Below are 14298 nucleotides of genomic sequence, written 5' to 3'. Positions count from 1 at the left end.
GCCTGACCGCTCAGCACCCCCCGTTCTTCATCCGCGCAAGGAGTCCGTACCCCATGACGTCCACGGTGCCCAACGCCGTCCAGCACGCCGACGCGCAGCAGCCGCCGATCACCATGTTCGGGCCGGACTTCCCCTACGCGTACGACGACTTCCTCGCCCACCCCGCCGGCCTCGGCCAGATACCCGCGACCGAGCACGGCACCGAGGTCGCCGTCATCGGCGGCGGGCTGTCCGGCATCGTCGCCGCGTACGAGCTGATGAAGATGGGCCTGAAGCCGGTCGTGTACGAGGCCGACCAGCTCGGCGGCCGGCTGCGGACCGTCGGCTTCGAGGGCTGCGACGCCGCGGGTGACGCGGCGGAGCTGAACTGCGAGCTCGGCGCCATGCGGTTCCCGCCCTCCTCCACCGCGCTCCAGTACTACATCGACCTGGTGGGCCTGGAGACCAAGCCCTTCCCGAACCCGCTGGCCGAGTCCACCCCCTCCACGGTGATCGACCTGAAGGGCGAGACCCACTACGCGGAGACCGTCGACGACCTGCCGCAGGTCTACCGCGACGTCGCAACCGCCTGGAACGCCTGCCTGGAGGAGGGCGCGGACTTCTCCGACATGAACCGCGCCCTGCGCGAGCGGGACGTGCCGAAGATCCGCGAGATCTGGGCGAAGCTCGTCGAGAAGCTCGACAACCAGACGTTCTACGGCTTCCTCTGCGAGTCTGAGGCGTTCAAGTCCTTCCGGCACCGCGAGATCTTCGGGCAGGTCGGCTTCGGCACCGGCGGCTGGGACACCGACTTCCCGAACTCCATCCTGGAGATCCTCCGCGTCGTCTACACCGAGGCCGACGACCACCACCGCGGCATCGTCGGCGGCAGCCAGCAGCTCCCGCTGCGGCTGTGGGAGCGCGAGCCGGAGAAGATCGTCCACTGGCCGCTCGGCACCTCGCTGAAGTCCCTGCACGGCGGCGAGCCGAAGCCCGCCGTGACCCGGCTGCACCGCACGGCCGGCAACCGCGTCACGGTCACCGACGCGAACGGCGACATCCGCACGTACGAGGCGGTGATCTTCACCGCCCAGTCCTGGATGCTGCTGTCCAAGATCGACTGCGATGACTCGCTCTTCCCGATCGACCACTGGACCGCGATCGAGCGCACCCACTACATGGAGTCGAGCAAGCTCTTCGTCCCGGTCGACCGGCCGTTCTGGCTGGACAAGGACGAGGACACCGGGCGGGACGTCATGTCGATGACGCTGACGGACCGCATGACCCGCGGCACGTACCTGCTCGACAACGGGCCCGACAAGCCGGCCGTCATCTGCCTCTCGTACACGTGGTGCGACGACAGCCTGAAGTGGCTGCCGCTGTCCGCGAACGAGCGGATGGAGGTCATGCTGAAGTCCCTCGGCGAGATCTACCCGAAGGTCGACATCCGGAAGCACATCATCGGGAACCCGGTGACCGTGTCCTGGGAGAACGAGCCTTACTTCATGGGCGCGTTCAAGGCGAACCTGCCGGGTCACTACCGTTACCAGCGCCGCCTGTACACCCACTTCATGCAGGACCGGCTGCCCGAGGACAAGCGCGGCATCTTCCTCGCCGGCGACGACATCTCGTGGACGGCGGGCTGGGCCGAGGGCGCCGTGCAGACCGCGCTGAACGCGGTGTGGGGCGTCATGCACCAGCTGGGCGGCGCGACCGACCCGTCCAACCCCGGCCCGGGCGACCTCTTCGACGAGATCGCGCCGGTGGAACTGCCGGAGGACTGAGCCCGGCGGTCCCGCCCCCGGCGGCCCTTCCTGCGGACCCGCGGAGCCGGTCGAGGTGTTCGATGAACACCCCGGCCGGCTCCGCGGCCGTTCCGGCTCCGCGGCCGTTCCGGCTCCGCGGCCGTTCCGGCCGTCCGGCAGGACACCCGGGCCAGCGGTACCCCCGGCGTTCGCGGCACGCGGCGCGGGCCGCCTGTCCGACGGCGGGTCGTTTCCCCCAATCTCCATGGGTTCGACTTCCGAACGGCAGTGGCGACTTCGCCGTAGGGCAGAGAATGTCGGGACCGCATGCTTCGGAGGGATGACCACGATGACACGAACAAGACGCCGTCTCCGCTATCTCGTCGCCGCCTTCGGCGCGCTGGCACTCACAGCCCAGCTGGGGGTCAACAGCCCCGAGGCCGAGGCCAGCACGGAACTGAGGTTCTGGCACCTCAACATGTGCGGCAACGTCTGCTGGAAGCCCGACGCGCCGCACAACTACCTGCCCGGTACGGATTCCCGCGGGGAAGTCTCCGTGCGGGCGGCCCAGATCGTCGAATCGGTCGGCAACTACAACCCGGACATCGTCACCCTGAACGAGGCCTGCTACAGCCAGTACCGCGGCATCCGCGCGGCCCTGGTCGCCCGGGGGTACCACGCGACGTACGCCAGCAGCGGCACCGGCGGGCAGTGTGACGACCACGACGACTCCGTGGGCAACGGCTTCGGCATGGCGATCTTCTCCAAGCAGCCCATCGCCGCTCCCCGGGAAATTCACAACCTCGGCACCGCGACGCATCCCAACCTCCTGCTCTGCGCCGACACCGCCCTCGGCTCGCGCCCCGTGAAGGCGTGTTCCGTGCATCTCACCGCCGCCTCCGCGGAGCAGCGGGCGTTGCAGGCGACGAACCTGGCTTCCCTGGCCGCCGGGTGGCACGCCACGAAACCGGTGGTGCTGATGGGGGACTTCAACGCGGAGCCCCTGGACCCCGTCATGGACAAGTTCTACAGCCACAGCGGTGGCGAAGGAATCTTCCAGGAGGCCGACGAGTCGGACACGGCCTACTCCGCCTCCTGGCCCGCGGGGGCCGTCCGGGGCCGCAGCGGGGAGATCACCTTCAGCTCCGCGGCGAGTCCTCCGGCGCTGAAGAAAATCGACTACATCTTCCTCAGCGCCGCCGACTTCAGGGCCGTCGAAGGCGACAGCCTCTACGGCGGCGAGCGGCGCATCTCCGATCACCGGGTCTACCGCGGCGGTGCGGCCTGGCAGTGAGTGCTCCCGGGCCCTGCCGCCGGACAAGTCGCCCGGCGGCAGGGCCCGGGTGTGTCTGCCCCGTGATGCCGGTGGCACGCGTGCCGGGCGCGTGAAACGGGCGCGGGCCTTCCGGCTCGGTGCGGTCGGCGGCATCTGCGCCGGTACCGGGAGGCCGTCGCGGTCCGCCGCGACGCCGCGGTGAACGGCCGGCCGATGGTGCTTCTGGAGCCGTCCTGCGGCCCTGGCCGGCAATCTCGGCTTCGCGCGGGGACGGTGGCGCTGCTTCGCTAGTGCACCGCGGCCTGCGAACGAAGTTTCAGGATGAATCCAGCCATAATCTGTCTGAAAAGCGCGAGGCCTTGCGGTGGTCGCTTGCTCGTTCGAGAAATGGTGTGATCACCTTGCTCTCAGCAGTGGATATTGTGGAGATTCGGCAAGGGGGGGCATGCGCGAGAAGCTTGCGCGGGCCGCGCTGGGCGGCGTGACGGCTAGTGTTCTGATTGCGGCAGGGGCTGGGTCGGCATCTGCGGTGACATATTCGTTCGATTGGAGTGCGCACAAGTTCTCGGTGGGCAGCGTCTCTCAATCCTGGTACTCGGAAGGAGGGAGCACCATGGATCAGACCTTTTGTACGAGGAGCGGAGGTGCGCGCGGTGGCTACGTGACCTATCGATTGCGTAGGGAGGAGCCCGGTATCTATCCGGACGTCACCGTTCAGACCGCAAGGCTGGAGTGTTCCCGGACTGATCAGCGGGTGCTGTGGGGGACCGGGGCGAATCGTCAGTATCACTGGGACCTCAGCGAAACCCCAGGGGGATGCCTGAGCACGCCGAACGCCCAGTGCCCAGTGGACCTCACGGGCCGTACCTATTACTCCCGATAAGGATTATCGCGCGTGACCTTGCTCGGGCGTGAAAGCGAGCGGCAGGCGGCACTGGCCTGCCGTTCCGTCACGAAGGAATACGACGGGCGGGCCGTTGTGTCCGGTGTCAGTCTGGAGCTGCGGCGCGGAGAAGTGGTAGGGCTGCTCGGCGCGAACGGGGCCGGGAAGACCACGTTGATGCGCATGCTCTGTGGGCTGGTGAGGCCCACCAGCGGCTCTGTGGAGATCCTCGGGCATCGGCCTCCGCTGGCGTTGCCGACAGCCAGGCGGCTCGGCGCGGCACTGGACACCCCCGCCTTCTACCGGTGGATGACCGGACCGGCGCAACTGCGAAGTTTGCTGTATTCGTCGGGGTTGCCGGACCGGGGAGCCGCGTCGAAGGCTCTTCGGCGTGTGGGTTTGGAGAACGAGCGCCGGAAGCGGATCAGGGCGTACTCGCAGGGAATGCGGCAGAGGCTGGCCCTGGCGGCGGCACTCATGCGCGATCCGGACGTTCTGGTCCTTGACGAGCCGACCAACGCGCTGGACCCCCATGCGGTTGTCATGGTCAGGGAGCTGATCCGCGAGGAGCGTGACCGCGGTACAGCCGTGCTCGTTTCGAGCCACCAGTTGGATGAGGTCCAGCGGCTGTGCGATCGGGTCGTGGTCATGAACCGCGGAGTGGTCGTCGCTGACGGGACGCTGGACGAGATAGGCCTGACGGGGGCGGTCGGCGGTGGTTCGGCGTCGCTTGAAGAATGGTTCTTCGAGATCAGTGGCCGACGGGGGACCTGGTGATGCGCTACCAGTTGCGGGCAGAAGCCGGGAAGGTACTCCTTCGACCCCTGACTCTGCTTCTCTTCGCCGTCATGGCGACGGGTTGCGTGACGACGGCTATATGGGCACAGGGATTCGGGAGTGAGCAGTTCGCGGCCGCCGAGTCAAATCTTTCGCGTCACCAGGACCATGGATTCGCGGATTGCATGGAACTCAACCCCGCGCTGGGGCGGGACTACTGCAGCAGGATGCTCGCCGGTAACATCGAAGCGGCCGAGGAATTGTTCACGACCTCGGAATACACCGCAGAACGAGCGGCGCTGGGGCAGACGATCCCGGGTTCCGCCGGATGGGCCGCCGAGGCGTTCGCCTCGTTTCCCGGGTTCGTGGTGATTCTGGCTCTCGCCGGACTGCTGATGGGCTCGGAGTTCGACAGCAACACCTCCCGGAACCTGTTGCTCGCCGAACCTCGTATGGGGCGGCACATACTGGTCAAGAGTATGGTCGTATGGCTCGTCGTCGTGCTCCAGATGCTCACGGCCGGCCTGATCGTGCTGGCATTCAACCTGGCGATCGGCCGGCAACAGCACAATCTATCGGACTTCTATCCGGCCCCCGGTGACGATCTTTTCCGCGTGGCGCTACTGGTGGGGGGCGCCGTACTCGTCACCGGTCTCGCCAGTGTCGGCGCGGTCACGCTGTCCGCCTGCGTCCGGAGCCGTATGGGCACCCTTTTCTGGGGCGGCGCGGCTATCGGCGTACTCGCCCTCGGCGCAGGAACGAAGGACGTATGGGCCTGGCTGCCAGGCGGCGTCCTGGCCGACACGATGGACTTCCAGGCGGCGTTCGCTGTTTGGAACGTCGTATGGGGACCCGCGTCGGGCAGCGACATCCCCTTGGTGGTGCGCTGCCTGCCCACGCTCGCACTGCTCGGGACCGGACTCGCGCTCGGCGTACGGGCCGCCCAGCACCGGAGCGCAACCGCATGACGGCCTTCGTCTGGAGAACGGTCGGAGATCTGCGCAAGGCCGTCCATCCGGCGGCTCTGGTCGCATGTTTGACCGCCATCGGAATGTCGGTGGTCGCCACGACCCTGGGCTACCGCGAGGCGCTGCGAACCATGGACGGGGAGCACCCCGCGCTCTGGGTGTCCACGCCGGAAGGTGCCCTGATGGCCGCCGGTCTGCATGGCGGGACGGGGGCCGGGCTCGTGTTGGTGGCGGGCGTCGTGGCAGCGTTGTTCGGCGCCGAGTACGAGGCGGGGACATGGGCGAGTCTGCTGCTGACACAACCGCGCAGACGCGCCCTACTGGCACGGAAGGCGGCTTGCAGTCTGGGCCTGGGACTGGGGTTCATCCTCATCCTGTGGCTGGTGCTGCTCGTTTCCGGTAGGGCGTTGCACGCCTGGGCCGGGCCCGACGCCACGGCGTTCAGTCCCTCGTGGGGCGCGGCGGTCGGCACCCTCCTGCGCGCACTACTGGCACAGATGCTTTTCGTGGCGCTGGCCTTGCTGGCCGCGGTGCTCACGCGGAGCGTCGTGGGCACGGTCCTGGGCAGCGTGGGTCCGGTGATCGCCCTCGCACCTCTCGCCACCGTCTGGGGCCTCGTACCGTTCCTGCCGCATGCGTGGCTGGCGGGTTGGCTTCACCTGACCAACGAGGCGCAGTGGACGGCGTTCATCTGGACCAGCCTCCCGTCCGTGGCGGACCCCCTGCTCAACGGCAGCGAACTCCTGGCGCTGGTAGCCGTGTCGCTCGCGGTGGCACTGGCGGCGACGCGAGGCGATCGGTTGCTTCGCCCCACGGAGTGACCAGCGCGAGCGCTCCTCGCCGGCCACCGTGCGCGGAGCGGCTGGGAGACGAGCGATGAAGGCGTCGGGGGTCGAAGCGGCTTCAAATCGCGAGGGCGGCGACGAGGCGACCACGTCAACGCGATCGCCATCCGTTCGCCGCGGCGCAGCCTCGGCGTACGTGAGCGAGCGCGGGGCGAGCCGGACTGGTCGCGGTCCCGATCGACTCGGTCCGGGTGCGGGCGGTGAAGAGGGGCCACTGACCGGACCGCATCCGACCGATCGCGGCCGCCCGGGATCGAGGTGTCATCTGATCCGTGACAGGAACGGACCACTACCGCTGTCCCCGGATACCTCGGCGCGCCCCCACCGCCCCGCGGCTCCCGGTTCCCGGCTTCCGGCATGCAGCTTCCGGCTTCCGGCTCCAGCCTTCAGGCTCAGGGCTGCGGCTCAGCTCTTCCTGCGGTCGCCTCGCCCGCCCGCCGCGGCCTGGCGGGTGAGGCGGGCGGGCCGGTTCCCGGTGCCGAGCACCCCCGCACCCGCCACCAGTCCGGCGCACAGCAGCGTGACGACGCCGAAGGACACGACCAGGGACGTCAGGTCGGCGAGCCCGCCGATCAGCGACGGGGCGATCAGCCCGGACGTGTACGTGATGGTGGCGACGCCGGCGATGGCCTGGCTCGGGTTCGGGCCGCTGCGGGCCGCCGCCGCGAAGGCGAGCGGGACGACCACGGCCACCCCGAGGCCCAGCAGGCCGAACCCCGCCAGTGCGGTCGCGGGGTGGGGCGCCGTCACCACGAGCACCCCGCCCGCCGTGGCCGCCACGCCGCCGACCCGTACCGTCCGCACCGCGCCGAACCGGTCCACGACCCGGTCGCCCACCAGTCGCGCCACCGCCATCGTCAGCGCGAACGCCGTCGTGGAGGCCGCCGCGAGCCCGGCAGACGTGCCGAGCTGCTCCTTCAGGTAGACCGCCGACCAGTCCAGGCTCGCGCCCTCCGCGAACACCCCGCAGAAGCCGACCGCCCCGATCACCAGGGCGGACCGCGGCGGCAGCGTGAACCGCGGCGGCGGTTCCTCGTCCGGGGCGCTGCGCACGTCCAGTACGCCCTGGCAGGCCGCCAGGCCCAGGGCGGTGAGTACCACCGCGGCCAGCAGGTGGTGCAGCCGCGCGTCACCGCCCAGGTGCGCGGCCAGCGTGCCGGCGGCCGAGCCGATCAGGGCGCCCACGCTCCACATGCCGTGCAGCCCGGACATGATGGACCGGCCGAGCCGGTTCTCGACCTCCACGCCCAGGGCGTTCATCGCCACGTCCGACATGCCCGCGGTCGCGCCGTAGACCAGGAGCGCGGCGCACAGGGTCCACAATCCGGGCGCGAGGGACGGCAGGGCGAGCGACAGGGTCCACAGGGCGAGCAGGCCGCGCAGGGCCGACCGGGCACCGAAGCGGTGGCTGACCGCCGCGGCCAGCGGCATCGCCAGGGACGCCCCGAGCGCCGGGAACGCCAGCGCCAGCCCCAGCTGCCCGGCGCTCACGCCCGCGTGCTCCTGGATCCACGGGATGCGCGTCGCGAAACTGCCCGTCACGGCGCCGTGCACGCAGAACACCGCGGCCACCGCGAACCGCGCCCGCCTCACCCGCTCCTTGCCGAACGGCACAGGACCCTCCCCGCCCATCGTCCCCGACGTACGTCGAGTAAGTTAACAGGAAGGCTTCCTGAAAGATAGATCTGAAAGGATCGGCCGCATGCCCACCGCCCCCGCCTCCCCCAGCACCGCCCGGGCCATCAACGACCGGCTCGCCCTGCGACTGCTCCAGGAGGAAGGGCCGTTGACCGCGGGCCGGTTGAAGCAGCTCACGGGGCTGTCCCGCCCCACCGTCGCCGACCTCCTCGAACGACTCCGGCGCGCCGGACTGGTGGAGGTCGTCGGCGAGACCGGCGCCGAGCGGCGCGGCCCGAACGCCCGCGTGTACGGGATCGTCGCCGGCCGCGCCCACCTCGCCGCCCTCGACGTACGGCTGCGCAGCGTGTCGGTCGCCGTCACGGACCTGCTGGGCGCCACGCTCGCCGAGGCGTCCGCGCCCATCGGCGGGGACCTGGACACGGCCCCGGCCGTGGAGCGGGCCGCCGCGCTGCTGGAGGGAGCCGTGGCCGCGGCGGGCGCGACGCGGCTGCACACCGTCGGCGTCGGCGCGCCCGGCCTGATCGACGCCGCCGGCGTCCTGCGCGACTCCGCGGGCCTGCCCGCCTGGCACCGCCGCCTGGTGGCCGTCCTGCGCGAGCGGCTGCGGCGCCCGTGCTGGTCGAGAACGAGACGAACCTCGCCGCGGTCGCGGAGGCCCGCGAGGGCGCGGCCCGGGACCGTGACACGTTCGTGCTGCTGTGGCTCGGGCACGGTGTCGGCGCGGCCGTCGTCCTGGACGGCTCCCTGCGCCGCGGCGCGTCCGGCGGCGCGGGGGAGATCGGCTTCCTCCCAGTGCCCGGCACGGGCGGCCTGCCGTCGGCGTCGGACTGCGCCGGCGGTTTCCACGCCCTCGCCGGGTCCGCGGCGATCTGCACCCTCGCGAGCGGGTACGGCCTCGAAGCCGACGCCCCCGCCGCCCAGGGCGGGGAGGGCGAACCGGTGGGCGCGGCCCTGGTCCGCGCCGCGCTGCGCCGTCCGGCGGGCGGCTTCCTGGACGCCCTGGCCGAGCGCATCGCGCTCGGCGCGGCCGCCGTCAGCGCCGTACTCGACCCCGGCTGCGTCGTGCTCGGCGGCGAGACCGGCCACGCGGGAGGGCCCGAGCTGGCCGCGCGGGTCGAGGCCCGGCTGGCGTCGCTGTCCCCGCTCCGTACGGAGGTGCGGGCCGGCTGCCTCGGTGGGGGAGCGGTACTCCGCGGCGCCCTCCTCACCGCCCGCGACGCCGCCCAGGACGACCTCTTCGGCGCTCCGCCGCCGGTGCGGGGACGTGACGGGCGTGCCCGCTCGCGTGTGCCCGCGGTCCCGCCCCGCCGGGCCGCCCATCGGCGCGCCCCGTCTGCCCGTGCACACCGGCCCCCGGAAGATCCCCGCTTCCACGAGCCGCCGCTTCGAGGCTCGCGCTTCCCCGCGCCTGCCTTCGCGCGTCCCCGGTGCGGGCTTCCTCCGGCTTTCTCCGGCACCACGTGCGGCGCCTCCCGGCCGGGTCGGCTGCTGCCGGGTGGGCGGGCGCGGGTGCTCGGGCGCGCGGGCGCGCCCCAGCGCGGCAGCCCCGCCGCCGCTCCGCCGCCGCGCCTACCGCGTGCCCGGGCGCACGTGCCGGGCCAGGAAGTCCTCGAAGGTCGTGCGGCCCACCGCCCGGTCCGGCGCCAGATGGCCGCCGGCGCGGAACGCGCGGTAGGTGCGGCCCGCCAGCGGAACGGGCAGCACGGGGCGGCGCCGTCCGGCCGCCCGCAGGTAGGACCGGGCCAGGTCCTCCAGGCGGCGCACCTGAGGGCCGGCCATGTCGGGCACGCGGCCCGCCGGTGGGCCCGCGGCGAGCTCGGCCAGCCGGGCGGCGACCTCCGTCACCTCGATCGGCTGGTCCGGGACGCCTGCGGGAACGGCCATCACCGGAGGTTTCGCGCACGCCTCCAGCACCTTCAGCACCAGGTCGTGGAACTGGGTCGTCCGCAGCACCGTCCACCCCAGCCCGGAGCCCTCCAGCAGCCGCTCCACGGCCAGCTTCGTCCGGTAGTAGCCGAGCGGCACCCGGTCCACGCCGACGATCGAGATGTAGGCGACGTGGCCCACGCCGGCCCGCCGCGCGCCGTCGATCAGGTGCCGTGCCGCCGTGTCGTCGCCGCCGCGCGGCGAACTCGCGCAGTGCACGACCGTGTCCACGCCCGCCAGCGCCGCGTCGAGGCCCTTGCCGTTCCGCAGGTCCACCGCGTACGGCGACGAGCGGCGGCTCAGCACCCGCACCTCGCGGCCGTCCGTCCGCAGCAGCTCCGCGACGTGGCGCCCCAGTGTGCCCGTGCCGCCGGTCACCAGGATCGTGCCCATGGCCCGCGCCCCTCTCCTGTCCGGGCGCCCCCGGTGGGCGCCCCCCTGCCGCTATGAACCGGCGGGTGCCCCCGGATGTGACAGCTGGCGCCCCAGGTACGTCAGTTTCTCCGGGTTGAGCACCGAGCGCACGGCGGTGACCGCCCCGTCCCGCACGTCGAGCACCGCCGCCGCGGCCACCGTGTCGCCCGCCCAGGCCACCAGTGCCGGTACGCCGTTGAGCTCCGCGACCGTGAGCCGCAGCACCGCCATGGCCTGCATCGGCGTCCCCAAGAGGAAGCGCAGCACCTTGTCCCGGCCCTCGATCGGCCGCCGGGCCGCCGTGACGACGCCGCCGCCGTCGCTCCAGAAGGTCACGTCCGCGGCCAGCAGCTTCTCCAGGCCCGCCATGTCGCCCTCGCGGGCCGCCGCGACGAAGGCCTCCACGAGCTCCCGCAGCCGCTGCTCGTCCGCCGCGCCCGTCCGCCGGGTCTCCTGCTCGGCGACCCGCGCGGCCGCCCTGCGGTACAGCTGGCGGCTGTTGGCCTCGCTGACGTCCAGCACCCCGGCGATCTCACGGTGGCTGTACGCGAAGGCCTCCCGCAGCACGTACACCGCCCGCTCCGTCGGCGTCAGCCGCTCCAGCAGCATCAGCAGCGCGGTCGACACCGTGTCCCGCTGCTCGGCCGACTCCAGCGGGCCGAGCGTGCCGTCGCCGGTGGCCACGGGCTCCGGCAGCCACGGGCCCGGGTACTGCTCGCGCCGGGCGCGCGCGGAGGTGAGCCGGTTCAGGCACAGGTTCGTGACCACCTTGGCCAGCCACGCCCCGGGCCGCTCGACGGCGGCCCGGTCGGCGCCGCTCCACCGCAGGAACGCGTCCTGCACGACGTCCTCGGCCTCCTCGGCCTGGCCCAGCATGCGGTAGGCCAGCCCGAACATGCGGGGGCGGTGGCTCTCGAACTCGTCGGTCGTCTCAGTCGCACCGGTCACGGCACCAGCGTGCCATCCGTCCCGGGGGCGGCCGCGCCCAGGTGCCGCCGGAGGACACCCCGCCCGGCACCGCGCTCAGGTACCGCGCCGCGCTCGGCCTCGCGCCGCGCTCAGGCACCGCGCTCAGGCCCCGCGCCGCGCTCAGGATCGGCGCCGCGCTCGGGCACGGCGCCGCGTCGGGAACGCGCCCGCCGGGGAGGCGGGCGCGGACAGGGGAGACCCGGTGGCGGGCAAGGGCCGTTCGCCGCCACCGGGTCCCGTTCTCGACGCTCCGTCAGCTGACGGGCGTCAGGTGTGGTCCGCGCGCGTCATCCGCAGGTGCCGAGGTCCTGCCAGACGCCCCACTCGCCGGTCGTGCCGGGCTCCTCGCCCTGCGTCCACCACTTCGCCTTCCACGTGCGGCCGCTGTGCGAGACCTCCGTGCCGCCGGTGTAGGCGGCCGCCCGGTCCCAGGCCGGCTCGGTGCAGACACCGGGGGTCGGGGTGGGGGTGGGCGACGGGTTGGTCGGGTCCGGGCTCGGCGACGGGTCCGTGCCGGTGCCCGGCTCGACCACGGTCGTGCCGCGCGCCAGGCCGCCCGCGAGGGCGTAGGTGGTGCCGTCGATCTGCACCGTCCAGTTCGACGGCGTGGAGAACGGCAGGTAGTAGTTGAAGGACAGGTCCACCGAGGCGCCCGGGGCCAGCGACTGCCAGGCCGGCAGCTTCAGCGAGACGCGGTGGAAGTCGCCCTTCAGGCCGCCGATGTTGTTGCCCGTGTGGTCGCTGCTGATCACCTTGGCGCCGAAGCCGGACTGGTCGGAGGCGTTGGCGGGGGCCGAGGTCGCGTAGTCGAACTGGAACTCGGTGCCGCCCGGCAGTGCCGTCTTCGTGTTGTTGGTGATCTTCAGCTTCGGCGTGATCGGGTAGTTGGAGTCGCCGAGTTTGAACTCGCCGAACCGGACGTCGATGTCGACGGCCTTCGTCGGCAGGGCCTTGTTCGAGACCGTCGCTCCGTACGGCGCCGCGGACTTGAACTTGTCGTACATCAGGCCGGTGAGCGTGGAGCCGGGCTCGTACTGGCCCTTGGCGGCGTTCCACTGGTAGTCGCCCGCCAGCTCCCAGACCATCGTGCCGCCGATGCCGCGGTCCACCACGTAGTCGGCCTTGGCGGCGACGGACTGCTCGTCCTCGGTGGACAGGAAGACCTTCTTCTCGGCGTTCCACAGCCACGGGGCGACCAGCGTGGAGCTGTACTTGCGGTCGTAGGTGCCGGTCAGCCGGGTGTCCGCGGGGAAGCCGTAGCTGGTGAGGTAGTCGCCGACGACGCCCTTCTCCAGGTTCTTGGCGTGCCACATCGGGTTGGAGCCCGCGGGGGACTCCTTGCCGTTGTCGTCCTTGTCGTGCCAGAGGTTGTCGATGCCGACGGCGCCGTCACCGCACTTGGTCAGGCCGGAGCCCGCCGGGCAGTCCGTCGTGGCGGCCTTGCCCCACAGTCCGTCGGTGCCGCCCTGCACGTTCTTGAAGCCGCGCGTGTAGTAGGGCAGGCCGATGTTGATGCGGCCGGCCGGCATCGAGCCGCGGAAGTAGTGGTAGGCCCAGTCGGTGTTGAGGTAGCCGATGCCGCCGTACTGCTGGGCGCCGTAGACGCCGGCGGCGGCCAGTTCGGCGTCCTTGCCGTCGTCGAAGAGCGAGGCGTTCGGCCCCACGTACTCGTTCCAGGCGCCGTGCAGGTCGTACGACATGATGTTGACGTAGTCGAGGTACTTCTGCTGCTGGTACGTCTCCATGCCGCGCAGCAGGTAGCCGGACGACGGGGCGGCCACGGTCAGCATGTAGTGGCGGCCGTCGGCGGCGCCCGCGCGGTCGAGCTTCTCGCGCAGGGTCTTCATCAGCGCGGAGTAGCCCTGCACCAGGCCGGCGCGGCGCGGGTTGGAGATGTGCCAGTCCAGCGGGTTGCCGGCGTCCTTCATCGTGGTCGAGTACTCGTAGTCGATGTCGACGCCGTTGAAGCCGTACTTCCGGATGAAGTCGACCGCCGAGTCCGAGAACGTGTCGATGCCGGCCTGGTTGACCGAGCCGTCGGCGTTGGTGGCCATCGTGTAGAAGCCGCCGGACGCGACGCGCTTGCCGCTGTCGTCGAAGTAGCCGCCGGTCTCCGCCCAGCCGCCGACCGAGATCAGCGTCTTGACGTCGGGGTGCTGCTTCTTGAACTTGTTCAGCAGGTTGAAGTGGCCCTTGTAGGGCAGTGCCGGGTCCATCTCGGCACCGGGCACGCCGGGCCAGGTCATCCCGGTGGCGGCGTTGTTCGGGCCGTCGGAGCCGACGGAGATCCTGTTGTCACCGCCGACGTGGGCGAAGGCGTAGTTGATGTGGGTGATCTTGTCCCACGGGATGTCCTTGGCGAGGTAGGCGGGGGTGCCGTCCTTGCCGGTCCGCCAGCCGGTGAAGTAGCCGATGACGCGCCGCTGGTGGTCGGCGCCCATCTTCTCGCGGCCCTCGGCGTCGTAGACCGAGCAGTACGGGACGTCGACGCCGGGCGTCGTGTACAGGCCGTCGGGGCGGCAGGACTCGTGGTCGGCGGCGTGCGAGACGCCACCGGAGAGCGAGGTCAGCAGCAGTCCGGCGACGGCTGCGCCGGATGCGAGCAGCGAGGCTCTCGCACGGGGGGTTGACAGCACGGTCGGCTCCTCCTGGGGAGTCGGGCTTCACACAACGTGCGGCTTCTGGCAGGGGGTTGGTCGTGCCCGGCCCGGATGTGCGCACACCGTGGGCCGGCTCCGCGGAGAGATGACGCCGACATTAAGAGGACTAGACCAAAGCGTCAATAGGTCTGGACCAATAGGGGAGTTTGTTCGCTGCGGCCGTGATCGCGGATGCCGGACCGGTCGCCCGGCCGCCCGGTGTCGCGGGGACTGTC

General features: G+C 71.5%; 9 protein-coding genes and 1 pseudogene. 6 read left to right on the top strand and 4 right to left on the bottom strand.

Annotated features, from left to right (window positions below):
* Positions 1-53 precede the first annotated feature (53 nt).
* The 5 genes from L6E17_RS02175 to L6E17_RS02155 all read left to right on the top strand — a co-directional run bounded on the left by L6E17_RS02175 (position 54) and on the right by L6E17_RS02155 (position 6449).
* Entirely contained in the window at positions 54-1763 is a 1710-nt protein-coding gene (locus L6E17_RS02175; protein ID WP_236239074.1) for an NAD(P)/FAD-dependent oxidoreductase, read from the top strand.
* A gap of 310 nt (positions 1764-2073) precedes the next feature.
* Positions 2074-3018 carry an endonuclease/exonuclease/phosphatase family protein gene (locus L6E17_RS02170; RefSeq protein WP_236239073.1) on the top strand — a complete coding sequence of 315 codons (945 nt, stop codon included), beginning with the start codon at positions 2074-2076 and terminating at the stop codon, positions 3016-3018.
* An 877-nt stretch (positions 3019-3895) separates the two neighbouring features.
* The gene (locus L6E17_RS02165; protein ID WP_236239072.1) at positions 3896-4660 is read left to right on the top strand and encodes an ABC transporter ATP-binding protein; all 765 of its coding nucleotides are present in this window, start codon (positions 3896-3898) and stop codon (positions 4658-4660) included.
* Between the two features lie 185 nt (positions 4661-4845).
* Positions 4846-5628, top strand: coding sequence for a hypothetical protein (locus tag L6E17_RS02160; RefSeq protein WP_236239071.1), 783 nt, complete (start codon positions 4846-4848; stop codon positions 5626-5628).
* Positions 5625-6449, top strand: a complete 825-nt coding sequence (locus tag L6E17_RS02155; protein WP_236239070.1) for a hypothetical protein — start codon at positions 5625-5627, stop codon at positions 6447-6449. The genes L6E17_RS02160 and L6E17_RS02155 overlap by 4 nt, the downstream gene beginning before the upstream one ends.
* A 429-nt stretch (positions 6450-6878) precedes the next feature.
* Here L6E17_RS02155 and L6E17_RS02145 read toward each other — a convergent pair whose 3' ends face one another.
* Positions 6879-8087 carry an MFS transporter gene (locus L6E17_RS02145; RefSeq protein WP_236239069.1) on the bottom strand — a complete coding sequence of 403 codons (1209 nt, stop codon included), beginning with the start codon at positions 8085-8087 and terminating at the stop codon, positions 6879-6881.
* Between the two features lie 88 nt (positions 8088-8175).
* Between L6E17_RS02145 and L6E17_RS02140 the strand changes: the two are divergent.
* Positions 8176-9356 (top strand): annotated as a pseudogene (locus L6E17_RS02140) (ROK family protein); the annotation flags it as partial.
* Positions 9357-9683: 327 nt separating this feature from the next.
* Here the strand turns inward: L6E17_RS02140 and L6E17_RS02135 are convergent.
* The 3 genes from L6E17_RS02135 to L6E17_RS02125 form a co-directional block, all read right to left on the bottom strand.
* Positions 9684-10433, bottom strand: coding sequence for an SDR family oxidoreductase (locus tag L6E17_RS02135; protein WP_236239611.1), 750 nt, complete (start codon positions 10431-10433; stop codon positions 9684-9686).
* A gap of 51 nt (positions 10434-10484) precedes the next feature.
* A complete protein-coding gene (locus L6E17_RS02130; protein WP_308315809.1) occupies positions 10485-11402 on the bottom strand; it encodes an RNA polymerase sigma-70 factor in 918 nt (305 codons plus the stop codon).
* Between the two features lie 308 nt (positions 11403-11710).
* The gene (locus tag L6E17_RS02125) at positions 11711-14056 is read right to left on the bottom strand and encodes a chitinase C-terminal domain-containing protein (protein ID WP_268984769.1); all 2346 of its coding nucleotides are present in this window, start codon (positions 14054-14056) and stop codon (positions 11711-11713) included.
* Positions 14057-14298 lie beyond the last annotated feature (242 nt).

Source organism: Streptomyces sp. CC228A (genome assembly GCF_021390935.1).
In the GTDB taxonomy this organism is placed as follows: domain Bacteria; phylum Actinomycetota; class Actinomycetes; order Streptomycetales; family Streptomycetaceae; genus Streptomyces.
Note: the sequence above shows the minus strand (reverse complement) of the source record. Positions and strands in the feature narration are given on the sequence as shown.

What these genes read in the sequence shown, in the direction of transcription:
- L6E17_RS02175 (WP_236239074.1), top strand. Translation starts at nt 54, where the DNA reads ATGACGTCCACGGTGCCCAACGCCGTCCAGCACGCCGACGCGCAGCAG.
- L6E17_RS02170 (WP_236239073.1), top strand. Translation starts at nt 2,074, where the DNA reads ATGACACGAACAAGACGCCGTCTCCGCTATCTCGTCGCCGCCTTCGGC.
- L6E17_RS02160 (WP_236239071.1), top strand. Translation starts at nt 4,846, where the DNA reads ATGGAACTCAACCCCGCGCTGGGGCGGGACTACTGCAGCAGGATGCTC.
- L6E17_RS02155 (WP_236239070.1), top strand. Translation starts at nt 5,625, where the DNA reads ATGACGGCCTTCGTCTGGAGAACGGTCGGAGATCTGCGCAAGGCCGTC.
- L6E17_RS02135 (WP_236239611.1), bottom strand. Translation starts at nt 10,433, where the DNA reads ATGGGCACGATCCTGGTGACCGGCGGCACGGGCACACTGGGGCGCCAC.